Source organism: Curtobacterium sp. MCBA15_016 (assembly GCF_001865105.1).
Taxonomy (GTDB): Bacteria; Actinomycetota; Actinomycetes; order Actinomycetales; family Microbacteriaceae; genus Curtobacterium.
Genome location: NZ_MJGR01000018.1, coordinates 1,238 through 17,937, shown reverse-complemented (window position 1 = coordinate 17,937; position 16,700 = coordinate 1,238). Strand labels below are relative to the sequence as shown.

Below are 16,700 nucleotides of genomic sequence, written 5' to 3'. Positions count from 1 at the left end.
GATGACGACGACGGACGGAACCGACGAGGCGGGGACGACCCGCGCCTCCAGGCCGGTCACCCTCTTCACCGGCCAGTGGGCCGACCTGCCCTTCGACGAGGTGGCACGTCTCGCCGGCGAGTGGGGGTACGACGGCCTCGAGATCGCCTGCTGGGGCGACCACCTCGACGTCCGCCGCGCCGCGACGGACCCCGCGTACGTCGCGGACCGCACGGCGATCCTGGAGCGCAACGGCCTGCAGGTCTGGACGATCGCGAACCACCTCACCGGCCAGGCCGTGTGCGACGACCCGATCGACCAGCGGCACGAGGACATCCTCGCGCCGCACGTGTGGGGCGACGGCGACCCCGAGGGCGTCCGGCAGCGTGCCGCCGAGGAACTGCAGTGGACCGCGCGTGCCGCCGCGGCGCTCGGGGTCGACACCGTCACCGGGTTCTCCGGATCCTCGATCTGGAAGACCGTCGCGGGCTTCCCACCCGTGCCCGCGTCGATGATCGACGCCGGGTACCAGGACTTCCACGACCGGTGGTCGCCGATCCTCGACGTGTTCGAGGAGGTCGGCGTCCGCTTCGCGCTCGAGGTGCACCCCTCCGAGATCGCCTACGACTACTGGACGGCGAAGCGGACGCTCGAGGTGTTCGCCGACCGCCCCGCGTTCGGGTTCAACTTCGACCCGTCGCACTTCGTCTGGCAGGACCTCGACCCCGCCGCGTTCCTGCTCGACTTCGCCGACCGGGTGTACCACGTGCACTGCAAGGAGTCGGTGAAGCAGCTCGACGGGCGCAACGGACGACTGTCGTCGCACCTGCCGTGGGGTGACCCCCGGCGCGGGTGGGACTTCGTCACCGCCGGGCACGGGGACGTGCCGTGGGAGCGGGTGTTCCGCGTGCTGAACCACATCGGGTACGCCGGGCCGACGAGCGTCGAGTGGGAGGACGCCGGCATGGACCGGCTCGTCGGCGGGCCGGAGGCACTGGCGTTCGTCCGGAAGCTGGGCACGATCGCGCCGCCCGAGGCCGCGTTCGACGCGGCGTTCTCGCGCTCGCGGTAGCGCGCCGCCACCACCCGCCCACCGACCACGACGAGGGACCGATGACGAGCACGACCGCCGCGACGCCTGCGCCTGCGCCCGCGCCGGGCAACGCGGCGCGCGTCCTCCGGCTCGTCCACGAAGAGGGGCCGATCACCCGCGCCGAGATCACCCGGCGCACCGGCCTGAACCGCTCGACGACCCTCGCGCTCGTCGGTGAACTCGTCGACCGCGGCCTCCTCCACGAGGACCTCCCAGCAGCCGGTGCACCGGGGACCGGCGTCGGGCGGCCGAGTCCGGTCGTCCGGGCCGCGCCGGACGTCGTGGCGGCAGCGGTCACGGTCGAGGTCGACGCCGTCTCGGTCGCCCTCGTCGGGCTCGACGGCACGGTGCGGAACCGCCTCGTCGAACCGCAGCACCGTCCGCCAACGCCCGGCGAAGCGGTCGAGACCGTCGCCGGGCTGCTCGACCGGATCCGTCCGGGGTCGGTCGGCACCGCGACGCTCCGGCTCGTCGGGATCGGGGTCGCCGTGCCCGGGACGGTCCGGGTCGAGGACGGGACCGTCCAGTACGCACCGCACCTCGGCTGGCACGACGCGCCCTTCGCCGGGCCCCTCGCCGAACGGACCGGGCTGCCGGTTCGGGCCGCGAACGACGCCAACCTCGGCGCCTGGGCGGAACGGCTCGCCGGCAGCGGCCGGGGCGTCGACGACCTCGTGTACCTCAACGGCGGCGCGAGCGGCATCGGCGGCGGGGTCATCACGGCCGGCCGACCGCTGAGCGGTGCCGACGGGTACGCGGGCGAGCTCGGACACACCTTCGTCGCGGCGAACGGCATCCGGTGCCACTGCGGTGCCGTCGGCTGCCTCGAGACCGAGGCCTCCCGTGACGCCCTGGCGACCGCGGCCGGGACGGCTCCGGACGACCTGGTCGCCCTCGCCGCGGCGCTCGCCGAGGGCCGACCCGAGGTCGAACGGGTCGTGGACCGCCAGGTGACCGCCCTCGCCACGGCCCTCCGCAACGCGATCCACACCGTGAACCCGTCGGTCGTCGTGCTCGGCGGCTTCCTCGGCGTGCTGCTCGAGCACGTCGGCGACCGGATCCTCGACGACGTCCGAGCGCAGTCGATGACCGGGACCGCCGACCGGCTCCGCATCGTGCCGGCCGCGCTCGGGTCCGACGTGCTCGTGCACGGGGCCGCCGAGATCGCGTTCGGCGCCCTGCTGCGCGACCCGGACCGGATCACCGACGCGTTACCGGCCACACCCACCCCCACGACCACCCACCCGTCCGGCCGCGACGACGCGGCCGAGGAAGCGAGATCCGCATGACCTCCACCCAGCGCGTCAGCGTGCTGCTCGGCACCCAGGACCTCACCGTCGAGGACCGCCCCGTCCCCGCCGTCGACCCCGGCGACGTCCTCGTCCGGGTCGCCGCGGTCGGCGTGTGCGGCTCCGACGTGCACTACTACCGGCACGGCCGGATCGGGGACTTCGTCGTCGAGGAGCCCCTCGTGCTCGGCCACGAGCTCTCCGGCACGATCACCGCGGTCGGCGAGGGCGTCGACCCGTCCCGCGTCGGGGAGCGCGTGGCGATCGAGCCGCAGCGACCGTGCCACCGCTGCGCCCAGTGCCTCGCCGGGCGCTACAACCTCTGCCCGCACATGCGCTTCTACGCAACGCCGCCGGTGGACGGGGCGTTCGCCGAGTTCGTCACGATCGAGTCCGAGTTCGCGCACACGCTGCCCGACTCGGTGTCGTTCGAGGCCGGAGCCCTGCTCGAACCCCTCTCCGTCGGCATCGCCGCGGTCCGCAAGGCCGGGATCGTCCCCGGGTCGAGCGTGCTCATCGCCGGGGCCGGTCCGATCGGCATCATCTGCGCGCAGGCCGCGCGGGCGTTCGGTGCCTCGCGGATCGTCATCAGCGACCTCGTCCCGGAGCGCCGCGAGCGCGCGCTCTCCTTCGGCGCGACCGAGACCGTCGACCCCACCGTGGTCTCCGTGGCGTCCGACCTGCCGCCGTTCGACGCCTTCATCGACGCCAGTGGTGCACCGCGGGCCGTCTCCGACGGCATCAAGGCCGTGGGACCGGCCGGGGCCGCCGTCCTCGTCGGGCTCGGCAACTCCGAGATGACGCTGCCGGTCGAGCACATCCAGAACCTCGAGGTCACCGTCACCGGGATCTTCCGGTACACCGGCACGTGGCCGGTCGCGATCGAGCTGGTCGCGTCGGGACAGGTGGACCTGGACTCGCTCGTCACGGGCCGCTTCGGCCTCGACGACGTCCGCGAGGCCCTCGAGAGCGACACCGACCCCGAGTCGCTCAAGTCGGTCGTCTACCCGGGCGGCGTGCCGTCCGCGACCTGACCGGACGACGGACGGGAGGGACGGGGCGGGCCCGCACCCCGCCTCCCGTCCGTCCTGTGGTCCCCTCTGGGGCCACCGCCGCGACACCCGGACGCGCTACGGTTCGCGCATGACGGCTTCACCCGCGGCTGCCGTGCCGCAGCGCACCGACCGCCGTGCCCTCGTGTCCTGGGCCCTGTGGGACTGGGGGTCCGCGGCGTTCAACGCGGTCGTCACGACCTTCGTGTTCAGCACCTACCTGGCGAGCCGCGCGTTCGTCGACCCGGCGCTCGTCGCCGACACGTCCGCCGCCGGGAAGGCGCTCGTCGAGCGGGAGCTCGCGCACAACGCGGCCGTCGTCTCGACGGCACTGACGATCGCCGGCATCGTCGTCGCGCTCGTGGCCCCGGCGGTCGGACGCCTGGCGGACACGTCCGGGCACCGACGCCGGTCGGTGCTCATCGCCACGATCGGCATCGCGCTCTCGATCGGCGGCATGGTGTTCGTCGCGCCGAGCCAGCCGTACCTGCTGCTCGGGGCGGCCCTGCTCGGCATCGGGACCGTCGCCTACGAGATCGCGAGCGTCGGCTACAACGCGATGCTCGGACAGGTCGCGTCGGGGGAGCAGACCGGACGCGTCTCGGCGATCGGCTGGGCGGCCGGGTACTTCGGCGGCATCGTGCTGCTCGTCGTCCTCCTCGTGCTCTGCATCCAGGACTTCGGCGGGGGCGACGTCGCGGGGCTCCTGCAGCTGCCCGCGACCGTGGCCTCGGGGCAGTGGGACGTCCGCGTCGCGATCGGCATCGCCGCCGTGTGGCTCGCCGTGAGCTCGATCCCGCTGTTCGTCACCGTCCCCGAGGCCGCGCCGGACCGTTCGCGCGCCGGCAGCCTGCTCGGGGCGTACCGGGACCTCGGGCGGGACATCGCGCGGCTCTGGCGCGAGCGCCGGAACGTCCTCGCGTTCCTGCTGGCGAGCGCGGTGTTCCGCGACGGCGTCGGCGCCGTGTTCACCTTCGGCGGGATCGTCGCCGCGCAGGTGTTCGGCTTCAGCCCGTCGCAGGTGATCCTCTTCGCCATCGCGGCCAACATCGTCGCGGGCATCGCCACGTTCCTGTCCGGCAGGCTCGACGACCGGTTCGGTTCACGCGCGATCATCACGGTGTCGCTCGTCGGGCTCGCGGTGTGCGGGATCGGCGTGTTCGCGGTGGGGAACGTCCCCGCGGGCTTCTGGGTCCTCGGCCTGACGCTGGCGCTGTTCGTCGGGCCGGTCCAGTCGTCCTCGCGGGCGTACCTGGCGCGGTTGGCGACGCCCGGCCGCGAGGGCGAGCTCTTCGGCCTGTACGCCACGACCGGGCGCGCGGCGTCGTTCCTCGCGCCGGCGCTCTTCGGGGTGGCGGTGACGGTCGGCGGATCGACGCGGTACGGGATCCTCGGGGTCGTCGTGGTGCTCGTGGCGGGGCTGGTGCTCATGGCGTTCGTCAAGCGGGAGCCGGTGGACGGGCGCTGAGTCCGAGCGTGTCGGAGACCGTGGTGCTATCGTCTCCGACGTCCACGGGGGAACGACGGGGGGAACACATGGGGGCCGCAGAACTGCGGATCGAGTCGGAGACGCTCGCGGCGGTCGCGACCGCGCTGACCGACGCCCGGACCGCACTCGGTGCGGACACCGCCCGGTTCACGGGCCTCGACACCGGGTGCCTCGGCGTGACCGAGGTGGTCAGCCGCACCGCCGGCCTGTCGCTCGCCCACCAGGGCATGATCGACGCCGTCGACGCGGCCCTCGAGCAGGCCGCGACCTTCCCGCACGACCTCGGTGCGCAGGTCGACGCGCAGGAAGCCGCCCTCGCGAAGCAGGCGGACGGCAAGTGAGCGGCGAGGAGCCGGACGTCGGCGACCCCGCCGGCATCACCGCATTGGGGAAGCACTGGCACGACCGGGCCGACGCCGTGCAGGACGCCCTGGCGAAGATCGCCTCGGCGTCCGACGTCACCGCGTCGCCGACGTGGAAGGGCGACGCGCAGACCCGCTTCGCGGCGCTGCTCGACGAGATGCGGCCGAGCGCGTCCGGCCTCGTGGCGCTCTTCGACGCAGCCGGGGACGCCTTCGACCAGTACGCGAAGGACGTCCAGCGCATCAAGGACGACGCGGACGCGATCCGCCTGCAGCGCGGGACCGTCGCGGCCGAGCTCGCCGGACAGCAGCTCACGCTGCCGACCCTCCGCTCCGCCGCGAAGGCCGACGACGCGACCGAGGCGGACGCCAAGAGCCTCGCGAACGCGGAGCGGGCGATCGCCGATGCCGGCGACCGGTCCGCGGCGCTCGACGCGCAGTGGGAGCAGCTCGTGCAGGACCGCACGACGGCCGACCAGGCGCTGCTCCGGGTGATCACCGGCCCCGAGACGCTCGGACGCCTCGGCAGCATCGAGGGACGTGGCGTCGGCGCGACCGACGAGGACCTCGCGTCGATGCTCGCGGGCCTGTCGCCGACCGAACTCGGCGCGCTCCTGATGCTCGACCGCAACCTCGCCGACCGCATCGCCGACATGTCGCCCGACGAGGTCGCCGCGCTCTGGAAGACCCTGGGCGGTGGGAAGGACACGACCGGCGCCGAGCACAGCGCCGCCCAGGACGCGCTCATCGCATCGCTGCCCGCGGTCGTCGGCAACCTCGCGGGGCTGCCGGCCTGGGCGCGGGACCGGGCGAACCGGATGACGCTCGTGTCGGCCGTGGCCCAGGCCGAGCAGGACCTCGCGGACGCGAAGAAGCGGCGCGTGGGGCTCGGGTGGCCGGCGTCGCAGGCGGCGGACCAGTCGATCGAGGCGGCGCAGGCGAACCTCGACGCGTACCGGAACATCGAGAAGACCCTGGCGTCGACGGCGAAGCCCGGTCGCGCGCTGCTCACGCTCGCCACGGACCACCAGCCGCCGCTCGCTGCGGTGGCCGTCGGCGACCTCGACACGGCCACGAACGTCTCGTACATGGTGCCGGGGATGGGCACGACGACCAAGGACACGACCGGGTGGACCACCGCGGCCCAGAACCTCTGGACGGCGCAGGAGGGCAAGAACGCGACCGGCGCCGAGCACGCGGTCGTCGCGTGGATGAACTACGAGGCGCCGCCGGTACCGAGCGGCCTCACCACGATGGGTGTCCTGCACGGCGACGCGGCCCGGGCCGGGGCGGACCGGCTCAGTGCCGACCTCCTCGGCTTCGGGGCGGCGCGTCCCGATTCGCCGACACTCAACGTGGTCGGGCACTCCTACGGGACCACGGTGGCATCGGACGCGCTCCACGATCACGGTGTGCACGTCGATTCCTTCGTCAGCGTCGCCTCGGCAGGCATCGAGCAGGACGTCGGAGGTGCGTCTGGTATCGCGGCCGACCACGTCTACGCCGGCCAGGGGAGCCCCGGTATCCCGTTCACGGACGACCCGCGAGACCAGTGGGCCTGGGTCGGCCGAGCAGGCAGCGGTCGCCAGGACCCGATGGACGCCTCGTTCGGCGCGACGACCTTCGGGACGAACGGTGGGGACCCCGGCGAGGGTGCCGGCGTGACCACACACGACCCGATCGGCTACGGCGGCAGCCAGGGGTACTTCAACCTCGGGACCGAGTCGCTCGACAACGTCGCGCAGGCTACGTTCGTGGGAGGCAAGGACCTCACTCCCGCGGACGACGCCGGGGTGAGCGCCCTGCAGCAGGACTACTTCGACAACCTGATGGGACCGACACTGTGATCGGACGCCCCCGAGGCACGGCAGCCGGGCCCGCACTCGCCCTGACCCTCGCCCTGACACTGGCGCTCGCCGCGTGTTCGGGTCCGCCGACAGGAGGCACCTCCGTGGAGACCACACCGAGCACACCGACCGTCCAGCACCAGCGTGATCTCGCCGCCGCCTACGTCGACGCGACCATGCGGACGTCGGGCGTCACGTGGGACGACTCGCAGGCGAACGAGTACGCCCAGGAGTGCCTCCTCGGTGACGGCACGTCCGGAGCGCTCTACAACCTCGCCCGCATCGGCGCGGGAGTTCCCGACCCCGAGGCTGCGGTGCGGACCGTCGGCCGGTCGTGGGCTGCGGACGGGTTGACCGTCAAGTACTCGGAGTCGTCGCTCAACGACGGCAGCCGGCAGTTCGTCGTCAACGGGGCGGGTGGTGCCGTCGAGCGCATCCAGTTCGGGGCGGCGACCGTTCGAAGCTCGCTCGCCGCGGTCTCCCGCTGCGGGACGGGTGACGCAGCGGACCTCGGCTGAGGCGCGGGCGTCCGTGCGCGCCCCTGCGGTCGTCGTGGCATCGGAGCTCGGGTGAGCGTGTGGGGGCGGCGTTCGACGCCGATCTCCTCCAGGCGACCGACGGTGATCGGGACGGTGCTGCTCGCCGCGATCCTGCTCGCGGGCTGCGCGGCGGGCACCCCGACCAAGGAGGACACCGTGCAGGCTGCACCGACCGCAGAGCACCAGCGCCGACAGGCGGCAGACTCCGTCGAGGAGACGATGCGCCGTTCGGGGGTCGACTGGGACGCGGACCAGTCCGACGAGTACGCGCAGGACTGCGTGCTCGCGGACGGCTCGGCGGGCGCGCTCTACAACATCGTCCGGACCGGTGCGGGCGTCGACGACCCGGAGGCCCTGACGAAGGCGGTGGGCACGGCCTGGGTGGCGGACGGACTGAAGGTGGAGTACTCGACTGACGAGATGACGTCGGGTGCGAAGCGGTACCTGGTGAACGGCAGCGGCGGCGCCGTCGAGCGCATCCAGTTCGGCGCTGCGACGACCAAGACCACCATGAGTGGAGTGTCGAAGTGCGGCACCGGGAACGCGGCGGACCTCGGCTGAGCCTCCCGTCGGGCGGTGCCAGGAGGCGCGGTGTGGGCCCGCCTGCAGGCTGCGGTTCCGCGCACGGTTGCGCCCCTGGCGCGGTTCCGCCGGACTCCGCAGCGAGCGTGCGCCAGGATGGAGCCATGACCGACCAGCGCATCGCCGTCGTCGTCCTCGCCGCCGGGCAGGGCACGCGCATGAAGTCGTCCACCCCGAAGGTCCTGCACCGCCTCGCCGGGCTGCCGCTCATCGCGCACGTGCTCCGGACGGCGTCGTCCCTCGAGCCCGAGCACGTCGCCGTCGTCGTGCGGCACGAACGGGAGCTCGTCGCGGCCGAGGTCACCGAGCGTGCCCCCGACGCCATCGTGGTCGACCAGGACGACGTCCCCGGCACCGGCCGTGCGGTCGAGGTCGCGGTCGAGGCGCTGCCGGCGGACTTCGACGGCGCCGTCGTCGTGCTGTCCGGTGACGTTCCGCTGCTCGACGCGGCGTCGCTCCGAGCACTCGTGGACGCCCACGTCGGCGGCGGCAACGGCGCCACCTTCGTGAGCGCGATCGCACCGGACCCGACCGGCCTCGGCCGCATCGTCCGCGACGCCGACGGGGCGTTCGTCGGGGTCGTCGAGCACAAGGACGCGACCGCCGAGCAGCTGACCATCACCGAGGCCAACGCGGGCATCTACGCCTTCGACGTCACGCACCTCCGTGCGGTCCTCCCGTCGCTCACCACGGCGAACGCGCAGGGCGAGAAGTACATCACCGACGCGCCGGCACTCATCGGAGCGCGGGGCGCGCGCATCGACGTCGTCACGCTGACCGACCCGTGGCTCGTCGCCGGCATCAACGACCGGGCGCAGCTGTCCGACGCCGCCCGGGTGCTGAACGCGCGCATCGTGCGCCGCCACCAGCTCGCTGGGGTCACCGTCCAGGACCCGGCGACGACGTGGATCGACCTCGACGTCTCGATCGAACCCGACGCCGAGGTCCTCCCGGGCACCCAGCTCATCGGCGCCACCGCGATCGCCTCGGGCGCGGTCGTCGGGCCGGACACCACCCTGCGGGACACCGAGGTCGGCGTCGACGCCGTGGTGAACCGTGTCGACGCGACCCTCGCGGTGATCGGTGACGGCGCCTCCGTCGGACCGTTCGCCTACCTGCGTCCGGGCACGATCCTCGGCGACGGAGGCAAGATCGGCACCTTCGTCGAGACGAAGAACGCGACGATCGGCCGGGGCAGCAAGGTGCCGCACCTGTCGTACATCGGCGACGCCGAGGTGGGCGAGGACTCGAACATCGGCGCGAACACGATCACGGCGAACTACGACGGGGTGCACAAGCACCGGACCGAGGTCGGCTCGAACGTCCGTACAGGGTCGCACAACGTGTTCGTCGCCCCGGTTAGGATTGGTGACGGAGCGTACACCGGCGCGGGTACGACCGTCCGCAAGGACGTCCCTGCCGGGTCGCTGGCGATCAGCTACGCCCCACAGCGCAACACCGACGGATGGGTCGAGGAACACCGACCCGGTTCGCCGGCTGCCGAGGCCGCTCGGCGCGCGAACGGCGAACAGATCTGACGGCTCTCGGGCCGATCAACACGGCCCCGCGGGGTCAGGGAGTGAGCACCGCACTTGTCCGGAATCAAAACGACCGGCCAGAAACGACTCGTCCTCGTCTCAGGGCGAGCACACCCGGCGCTCTCGGCCGAGATCGCCGAGGAACTCGGCGTGGACCTCGTCCCGACCGATGCACGGACCTTCGCGAACGGGGAGCTCTACGCCCGCTTCGACGAGTCGGTCCGCGGCTGTGACGCGTTCGTCATCCAGTCCCACACCGCGCCGATCAACGAGTGGCTCATGGAGCAGCTCATCATGGTCGACGCCCTGAAGCGTGCGTCGGCGAAGCGCATCACCGTCGTCGCGCCGTTCTACCCGTACGCGCGGCAGGACAAGAAGGGCCGTGGTCGCGAGCCGATCTCGGCGCGACTCGTCGCCGACCTGTTCAAGGCCGCTGGTGCGCACCGCATCATGAGCGTCGACCTGCACGCCGCACAGATCCAGGGCTTCTTCGACGGCCCGGTCGACCACCTGTTCGCCATGCCGGTCCTGCTCGAGCGCTTCCAGCAGACCCTCGACCCGTCGACACTGACGGTCGTCTCGCCGGACATGGGCCGCGTGCGCGTCGCCGACATCTGGTCGGAGAAGCTCGGCGCGCCGCTCGCGATCATCCACAAGCGGCGCGACCCGCTCGTGCCGAACCAGGTGTCCGTGCACGAGATCGTCGGTGACGTCTCGGGTCGCGTGTGCCTGCTCGTCGACGACCTGATCGACACCGGCCGTACCATCGCCAAGGCAGCAGAGGCGCTCAAGGCCGCCGGTGCCACCGGCGTGGTCGTCGCGGCGACGCACGCGGTGTTCTCCGACCCCGCGACGGAGCTGCTCCAGAGCGAGTTCATCGACCGGGTCGTCGTCACCGACACCCTGCCGCTGCCGGAGGACAAGCGCTGGGACCGCCTCGAGGTCCTGCCGATCGCACCGCTCATCGCCCGCGCCATCCACGAGGTCTTCGACGACGGGTCGGTCACCTCGATGTTCGACGGCGCCGCTTGACCGCACCCGTGCGCGACGCGCTCGCGGCCCGGCTCCGGGCCGCGGGCAGCGTCTTCGCCGAGGACGAGGCGGACCTCCTGCTCGAGGCCGGCGACGGTGACGCGGTTCGCCTGCGGGCGCTCGTGCAGCGGCGGCTCGGCGGCGAACCGCTCGAGTACGTGCTCGGCTGGGCGGCGTTCGACGGGCACCGCCTCCGCGTGACGCCGGGCGTCTTCGTGCCCCGGGCCCGCACCACCGTCGTCGTGGAGCAGGCCGCACGCCGGTTGCACCGCTACGACCGTGTCGTGGACCTCTGCTGCGGTGCCGGGGCGATCTCGGTCGCGCTCCTCGGTCGTGTCGGTGCCCTCGACCTCGTTGCGGCGGACATCGACCCGGCGGCCGTCGACGTCGCTGCGGAGAACATCGGCGACCGCGGGATCGTCGTCGCCGGGGACCTCTTCGCGCCCCTGCCAGACCGGTTCCGCGGGCTCGTCGACGTCATCGCCGTGAACGCGCCCTACGTGCCGACGGGGTCCATCCCGATGATGCCGTCGGAGGCCCGCGACCACGAGCATCGTGTCGCGCTCGACGGCGGGGCGGACGGGCTCGACCTGCACCGGCGGATCGCGTCCGGGGCGGGGGAGTGGCTCCGACCCGGGGGTGCGGTCGTCATCGAGGTGTCGGCTGCGCAGGCACCGACGTCGGCGGCCGTCTTCGAGGCTGCGGGCCTCGCGGTGGCCGTCGAGTCCGACGACGAGGTCGACGGGACCTGTGTCGTGGCGACGCGTCCCGCCTGAGACGATCCGCGTCGTCGAGGTGACCCTCGTCGTCGAGGCCACCCGCGTCGTCGAGGCGGGTCGCGCCTCCTGGCCGTGACGGCGGACGGTCCGCACCGTCTCAGGCCGCGCGGACCTCGACCGTGTGCCATCCCGACGCGCCGTTCGGAGCCGGGGGCCGCTCGACGCTCGTCTGCACCTCGCCGTCGGCGCTCACCGCGCGGACCTGGATGCGGTGCGACCCCTTCGTCGGCGTCCACCGGTAGACCCACTGCCGCCACGTGTCGGCCGAGACGGAGTCCGCGAGGGTCGCCTCTTCCCACGCGCCGTCCCCGACCCGGACCTGCACGCCCTTCACCCCGGTGTGCGGCTGCCACGCGACCCCGGCGATCGCCACCGTCGAACCGGCGTCGACCGTCGCGCCCGCGCGCGGGGTGTCGATACGCGACTCCAGCTTGACCGGACCGCGTTCCGACCAGCCGCGCGGCGTCCAGTAGCCCTGGGCGTCGGCGAACCGCGTGACCTCGAGCTCGGTGACCCACTTCGTCGCGGACACGTAGCCGAAGAGCCCGGGGACCACCATGCGCACCGGGAACCCGTGCTCCGGCGGCAGCGGCTCGCCGTTCATCCCCACGGCGAGCAGCGCGGCCGTCCCCTCGTCCTGCAGGACGTCGAGGGGCGTGCCCGCCGTGAACCCGTCGATGCTGCGCGACAGCACCATGTCGGCACTTGCGTGGGGCACGGCGCGCTCGAGCAGCTTCCGGATCGGGTAGCCGAGCCAGAGCGCGGTGCCGATGAGGTCCCCGCCCACCTCGTTCGAGACGCAGCTCAGCGTCGCGTGGTGTTCCTCGAGCGGGAGGGCGAGCAGGTCGTCCCACGTGAGCTCGACCTCGTGGTCGACGGCTCCGTGGATGCGGAGCTTCCAGTCGGCGGTGTCGACCGACGGCACCCGCAGCGCGGTGTCGATCCGGTAGAAGTCGCTGTTCGGGGTGACGTAGGGCGTGATGCCCTCGACGTCGAGCGACGCCCCGGCCGGGACCGCGGGTGCGGTGGTCGCCGGGGCCGGCAGCCGGACGGCCCGGCGTGCGGCAGCGGTCGCCTGCGCGGCGGCGGTGCCCAGACGGGAGGCGCTGCCCACCACGACCGCGACGGCCGCCGCCGTCACACCCCAGACCAGGAAGGCGCGACGTTCCGCAGAGGCGGGTCGCGGTGCGGCGGAGGGCACGGCGGCTGCCGACTCCCACCGGCGGAGCCTGGCGGTGAGCAGCCGGAGCACGATGACGGCCGCGGCGACCCCGAGCACGGACGGAGCCCCGTCCAGCGTGCCGCTGCCGGAACGGGTGGTGACGGCCAGGAGCGAGAGGACACCGCCCACGGCGAAGACCAGGGCCCCGAACGGCGGGCGGGCGCGTTCGAGGATGCCCGCCCCGGCGCTGACCACGGCGACGATGACCGCCATGAGCACGAACAGCGCGACCTTGTCGCCGGTGCCGAAGAGCGTGACCATGAGGTCCTTCGCGCCCGGGGGCGCGAGGTCGATGACCGCCGAACCGACCGCGACGAGGGGGCTGCCGGCACCACCGAGGACGAGGGCACCGAGTTCCGCGGCGGCGAAGAACGCGAGCGCGGCGACGATGCCCGTCGCGGCCGCGAGCAGGCGGGGGCGCGAGACCGCCACGGGGGCGGGCGCGAGGTCAGTGGTCACGGGCCGAGCGTAGGTCGACCGTGCCGCGTGTGTGCTGACAGTCGTGCATGCGGTGGACAGAGCCGGCGGTCTCCGCGCCCGTGGACGACCCGTACCCCGCACGAGCGGGTCCGCTGGTTCGTCGGGCGTTCACCGGTGCCGGCCAGCCGGTCGCGGGTGGAGCATGCGAGGATCGAGGGGTGCTGAGGCGTCCCGACCGTGTCCCGCGCTTCGGTCGCGCCCGGCGACGGGACCGCCACCCGATGTCGCAGGCACGACGCCTCCTGGTGCTGCGCTGGATCATCGTCGGCGTGTGGGCGGCCCTGCTCACGGCACGCATCATCGTGGTGTCCACCACGCCCGACGCGGACCTGACCTTCTTCGGCATCGCCGAGGTCGCCGTGATCGGTGTCGGTCTCCTCGTGATCGCCGGCGCCGTGCTGCGGGGCTGGTCGCTCCGACGGCGGCACGAGGACGAAGCCCTGGCCCTCGCGATCCGCCGGATCGACCCGACGGTGTGGCTCGTCCCGGCGGCACCGACCCCGGAGCTCCGGGCATCGGTGGAGTCCGTCCGGCCGGACCTCGCGCTCGGGCACCGGGTGACGTGGGCCTTCGGTGCGACCGAGGCCTCGCTGTGGGAACTCGAGGAACGTCGTGCGACCCGGCTGCTCGTGATCCGGTGGAGCCGGATGGTGCACGTCGGCCTCGAGGACGTGCACGGCGACGGGCGTTCGTGGGCGATCGCCATGCACTACGTCCGACCCGACGACACGACAGCGGTGGCGACGTTCTTCGTCCGTGCGGCGCCGGGCTCGCGGCGGATGCTGGGCCGGGGCCCACGGCTGGAGCGGCTCGTGGCCGACCTCGCGCGCGAACGCATCGTCGCGTAGCGCGTACGCGTGGCGGGGAACACCGGAGGGCCCCGCCGATCGGCGAGGCCCTCTCGTGGTGCGGTCGTCGCCGCTGCCTAGTGGGTCGACGGTTCCTGTTCGACCTCACGCCGGTCGTCGTCCGACCAGAGCGTGTGGAAGGTGCCGTCCTTGTCGATGCGCTGGTAGGTGTGCGCGCCGAAGAAGTCCCGCTGCCCCTGGATGAGCGCGGCGGGCAGGCGGTCGGAGGCGAGCGAGTCGAAGTACGACAGCGCGGACGAGAACCCCGGCGCCGGGATGCCCGACGCCGCCGCGATGCCGACGATGCGACGCCACGCGGCCTCGCCCTCCTGCACGGCGTTCGCGAAGTACGGGTCCACCAGCAGCGACTCGAGCGAGGGGTTCTTGTCGTACGCCTCGACGATGCGGTTGAGGAACTGCGCGCGGATGATGCAGCCGCCGCGCCAGATCTTCGCGATGTTGCCGAGGTTGATGTCCCAGCCGTACTCCTTGGCCCCGGCGATGATGAGGTCGAAGCCCTGCGCGTACGCGACGACCTTCGACGCGTAGAGCGCCGCGCGGACGTCGTCCTCGAACCCGTCCGGGACCTCGGCGATGGCGGGACGGTCCGGGAAGGCCTTCTGCACCGCAGCGCGCTGGACCGGCTTGGACGACACCGCGCGGGCGAACACCGCTTCGCCGATGCCGGAGACGGGGATGCCGAGGCCGACCGCGTTCTGCACGGTCCACACGCCGGTGCCCTTCGACCCGGCCTCGTCGCGGATGACGTCGACGAGGGCCTTGCCCGTGTCGGCGTCCTGCTGCTTGAGGACCTCGACGGTGATCTCGATCAGGTAGGACTCGAGGTCGCCGCCGTTCCACTCGTCGAACACCTTCACCAGGTCCTCGACGGACAGCCCGCCGACGCGGCGGAGCAGGTCGTACGACTCGGCGATGAGCTGCATGTCGGCGTACTCGATGCCGTTGTGCACCATCTTCACGAAGTGGCCGGCACCGTCGGTGCCGATGTGGGTCACGCACGGCTCGCCCTCAGCGACGGCGGCGATCGACTTGAGGATCGGGCCGAGGGTCTCCCATGCCTCCTTCGAACCGCCGGGCATGATCGACGGGCCCTTCAGGGCGCCCTCTTCACCGCCCGAGATGCCGGTGCCGACGAAGTTGAGACCCTTGTCGCGCAGGTCGTGCTCACGGCGGATGGTGTCGTGGAAGTTGGCGTTGCCGCCGTCGACGATGATGTCGCCGTCCTCGAACCGTTCCGCGAGCTGCTCGATGACCGCGTCGGTGCCCTTGCCCGCCTGCACCATGATGATGGCCGTGCGCGGCTTGGACAGCGAGGCCACGAAGTCGTCGATCGACTCGGACGCGATGAAGCCGGCGTCCGCGTGCTCGTTCAGCAGTTCCTCGGTGCGGGCGTACGTGCGGTTGTAGACCGCGACGGTGTTGCCCTCCCGCGAGGCGAGGTTCCGAGCGAGGTTCGAACCCATCACCGCCAGACCGACCACGCCGATGTTCGCCTGTCCGTTGTTCTCTGCCACGAGGTCTCCTTCGTCCTGACGTTCGGCACCAACCTACGGTCCGCAGCCTGGGACCGCCCGGGTGTTACGGCAACTGGGGACGACTGTTCACCGGCCCAATACGGTGGAGGAATGACCGAGCGCGCTGTCCTCCCGCCCCTGCTCGTGATGGGGGTCTCCGGTTCCGGCAAGTCGACGATCGGGCAGGCCCTCGCCGACGCCCTCGCCGCCGAGGGGCAGCCCACGGTCTTCGTGGACGCGGACGACCTGCACCCCGCCGCGAACAAGGAGAAGATGCGGCAGGGGATCCCGCTCACGGACGAGGACCGCTGGCCCTGGCTGGACGCCTGCGCCGCGCGGATCGCCGAGGTCGAGGACTCCGGCCACCGCTGCGTGATGGCGAACTCGGCGCTCAAGCGTGTCTACCGCGACCGTCTCCGCGCCTCGGCGCCGACCCTCGTGATCGCCTTCCTCGACGGCTCGCACGACCTGATCGCCGACCGCCAGGCGCACCGTCACCACGAGTACATGCCGAGCTCCTTGCTCGACTCGCAGTTCGCGACGCTCGAGCGACCGCAGCCGGACGAGGCCGCCGTCACCGTGTCGATCGAGGGCTCGGTCGACGAGACGGTGACGGCGATCCTCTCCGCGCTCTCGGTCACTTCCGGCTGAGCTCGGACAGCCGCGACCGGTACTCCTCGGCGTCGATGTCGCCGCGGGCGAACCGGTCGGCGAGCACCGAGCGGGCGTCCGACCGTGCCCGCCAGCTGCCGCGTCGGAGCACGCCGAACACGAGGAACACGACGAGGAACGCGACGAAGAAGAACGCGGGGAAGACGGGGAACGGGAACCCGCCGCCGTGCCAGTAGGGCGCGGTGGCGGCGATGGTGGTGAGCATGGTGACCTCCTGTGGTCGGTTCGGCGTCGCTGTCACGACCGTCCAAGACTCGGTCCAGGAGGCGCGGCGCGCGTCCGTCGCGCAGCCCCACTTCCGCCTGCTCCCGCAGTCGTAGTGCACGTCCTCCTCCACACCCGACTACTCCCGCGGGAGTAGT

The 16,700-nt window shown here is 72.6% G+C and carries 16 protein-coding genes; 13 read left to right on the top strand and 3 right to left on the bottom strand.

Translation table 11 applies throughout. The annotated features are described in order from the left end of the window. Nucleotide 1: 1 nt before the first annotated feature. The 11 genes from BIV03_RS07940 to BIV03_RS07890 all read left to right on the top strand — a co-directional run bounded on the left by BIV03_RS07940 (nt 2) and on the right by BIV03_RS07890 (nt 11,578). Nucleotides 2-1,051 carry a sugar phosphate isomerase/epimerase gene (locus tag BIV03_RS07940; RefSeq protein ID WP_071295273.1) on the top strand — a complete coding sequence of 350 codons (1,050 nt, stop codon included), beginning with the start codon at nt 2-4 and terminating at the stop codon, nt 1,049-1,051. 41 nt (nt 1,052-1,092) lie between these two features. Further along, complete coding sequence (locus BIV03_RS07935) at nt 1,093-2,361, top strand: ROK family transcriptional regulator (RefSeq protein ID WP_071295272.1); 1,269 nt, start codon at nt 1,093-1,095, stop codon at nt 2,359-2,361. Beyond that, entirely contained in the window at nt 2,358-3,395 is a 1,038-nt protein-coding gene (locus tag BIV03_RS07930) for an NAD(P)-dependent alcohol dehydrogenase (RefSeq protein WP_071295271.1), read from the top strand. Before BIV03_RS07935 ends, BIV03_RS07930 begins: the two co-directional genes overlap by 4 nt. A gap of 109 nt (nt 3,396-3,504) precedes the next feature. Continuing rightward, a complete protein-coding gene (locus BIV03_RS07925; RefSeq protein ID WP_071295270.1) occupies nt 3,505-4,881 on the top strand; it encodes an MFS transporter in 1,377 nt (458 codons plus the stop codon). A gap of 68 nt (nt 4,882-4,949) precedes the next feature. Next, on the top strand, nt 4,950-5,243 hold the full coding sequence (locus BIV03_RS19105) for a hypothetical protein (protein ID WP_070416800.1): 294 nt from the start codon (nt 4,950-4,952) through the stop codon (nt 5,241-5,243). Further along, nucleotides 5,240-7,111 carry an alpha/beta hydrolase gene (locus BIV03_RS07915; RefSeq protein WP_071295269.1) on the top strand — a complete coding sequence of 624 codons (1,872 nt, stop codon included), beginning with the start codon at nt 5,240-5,242 and terminating at the stop codon, nt 7,109-7,111. The genes BIV03_RS19105 and BIV03_RS07915 overlap by 4 nt, the downstream gene beginning before the upstream one ends. Nucleotides 7,112-7,215: 104 nt before the next feature. Then, the gene (locus tag BIV03_RS07910) at nt 7,216-7,629 is read left to right on the top strand and encodes a hypothetical protein (RefSeq protein ID WP_070416798.1); all 414 of its coding nucleotides are present in this window, start codon (nt 7,216-7,218) and stop codon (nt 7,627-7,629) included. Nucleotides 7,630-7,731: 102 nt separating this feature from the next. After that, complete coding sequence (locus BIV03_RS07905; protein ID WP_071295268.1) at nt 7,732-8,211, top strand: hypothetical protein; 480 nt, start codon at nt 7,732-7,734, stop codon at nt 8,209-8,211. Between the two features lie 125 nt (nt 8,212-8,336). Continuing rightward, the gene (glmU, locus tag BIV03_RS07900; RefSeq protein WP_071295267.1) at nt 8,337-9,770 is read left to right on the top strand and encodes a bifunctional UDP-N-acetylglucosamine diphosphorylase/glucosamine-1-phosphate N-acetyltransferase GlmU; all 1,434 of its coding nucleotides are present in this window, start codon (nt 8,337-8,339) and stop codon (nt 9,768-9,770) included. Between the two features lie 54 nt (nt 9,771-9,824). Continuing rightward, entirely contained in the window at nt 9,825-10,802 is a 978-nt protein-coding gene (locus tag BIV03_RS07895; RefSeq protein ID WP_022907051.1) for a ribose-phosphate diphosphokinase, read from the top strand. After that, nucleotides 10,799-11,578: a putative protein N(5)-glutamine methyltransferase gene (locus tag BIV03_RS07890; protein WP_217637356.1), complete on the top strand. Its 780-nt coding sequence runs from the start codon at nt 10,799-10,801 to the stop codon at nt 11,576-11,578. The genes BIV03_RS07895 and BIV03_RS07890 overlap by 4 nt, the downstream gene beginning before the upstream one ends. Nucleotides 11,579-11,678: 100 nt before the next feature. Here BIV03_RS07890 and BIV03_RS07885 read toward each other — a convergent pair whose 3' ends face one another. Next, nucleotides 11,679-13,262 carry a molybdopterin-dependent oxidoreductase gene (locus tag BIV03_RS07885; protein ID WP_071295265.1) on the bottom strand — a complete coding sequence of 528 codons (1,584 nt, stop codon included), beginning with the start codon at nt 13,260-13,262 and terminating at the stop codon, nt 11,679-11,681. Between the two features lie 242 nt (nt 13,263-13,504). On the opposite strand from BIV03_RS07885, the gene BIV03_RS07880 reads away from it, so the two are divergent. Next, nucleotides 13,505-14,131, top strand: coding sequence for a hypothetical protein (locus tag BIV03_RS07880; protein WP_139201905.1), 627 nt, complete (start codon nt 13,505-13,507; stop codon nt 14,129-14,131). A 77-nt stretch (nt 14,132-14,208) separates the two neighbouring features. Here the strand turns inward: BIV03_RS07880 and gndA are convergent, their stop codons facing one another. Next, on the bottom strand, nt 14,209-15,666 hold the full coding sequence (gndA, locus tag BIV03_RS07875; protein ID WP_083403280.1) for an NADP-dependent phosphogluconate dehydrogenase: 1,458 nt from the start codon (nt 15,664-15,666) through the stop codon (nt 14,209-14,211). 111 nt (nt 15,667-15,777) lie between these two features. On the opposite strand from gndA, the gene BIV03_RS07870 reads away from it, so the two are divergent. Continuing rightward, nucleotides 15,778-16,317: a gluconokinase gene (locus BIV03_RS07870; protein ID WP_070416792.1), complete on the top strand. Its 540-nt coding sequence runs from the start codon at nt 15,778-15,780 to the stop codon at nt 16,315-16,317. On the opposite strand, the gene BIV03_RS19100 is transcribed toward BIV03_RS07870, so the two are convergent. After that, a complete protein-coding gene (locus tag BIV03_RS19100; RefSeq protein WP_070416791.1) occupies nt 16,304-16,543 on the bottom strand; it encodes a hypothetical protein in 240 nt (79 codons plus the stop codon). The genes BIV03_RS07870 and BIV03_RS19100 overlap by 14 nt on opposite strands. Between the last annotated feature and the right edge of the window lie 157 nt (nt 16,544-16,700).

What these genes read in the sequence shown, in the direction of transcription:
- BIV03_RS07940 (WP_071295273.1), top strand. Translation starts at nt 2, where the DNA reads ATGACGACGACGGACGGAACCGACGAGGCGGGGACGACCCGCGCCTCC.
- glmU (WP_071295267.1), top strand. Translation starts at nt 8,337, where the DNA reads ATGACCGACCAGCGCATCGCCGTCGTCGTCCTCGCCGCCGGGCAGGGC.
- BIV03_RS07925 (WP_071295270.1), top strand. Translation starts at nt 3,505, where the DNA reads ATGACGGCTTCACCCGCGGCTGCCGTGCCGCAGCGCACCGACCGCCGT.
- BIV03_RS07870 (WP_070416792.1), top strand. Translation starts at nt 15,778, where the DNA reads ATGACCGAGCGCGCTGTCCTCCCGCCCCTGCTCGTGATGGGGGTCTCC.
- BIV03_RS07935 (WP_071295272.1), top strand. Translation starts at nt 1,093, where the DNA reads ATGACGAGCACGACCGCCGCGACGCCTGCGCCTGCGCCCGCGCCGGGC.
- BIV03_RS07930 (WP_071295271.1), top strand. Translation starts at nt 2,358, where the DNA reads ATGACCTCCACCCAGCGCGTCAGCGTGCTGCTCGGCACCCAGGACCTC.
- BIV03_RS19105 (WP_070416800.1), top strand. Translation starts at nt 4,950, where the DNA reads ATGGGGGCCGCAGAACTGCGGATCGAGTCGGAGACGCTCGCGGCGGTC.
- BIV03_RS07880 (WP_139201905.1), top strand. Translation starts at nt 13,505, where the DNA reads ATGTCGCAGGCACGACGCCTCCTGGTGCTGCGCTGGATCATCGTCGGC.
- BIV03_RS19100 (WP_070416791.1), bottom strand. Translation starts at nt 16,543, where the DNA reads ATGCTCACCACCATCGCCGCCACCGCGCCCTACTGGCACGGCGGCGGG.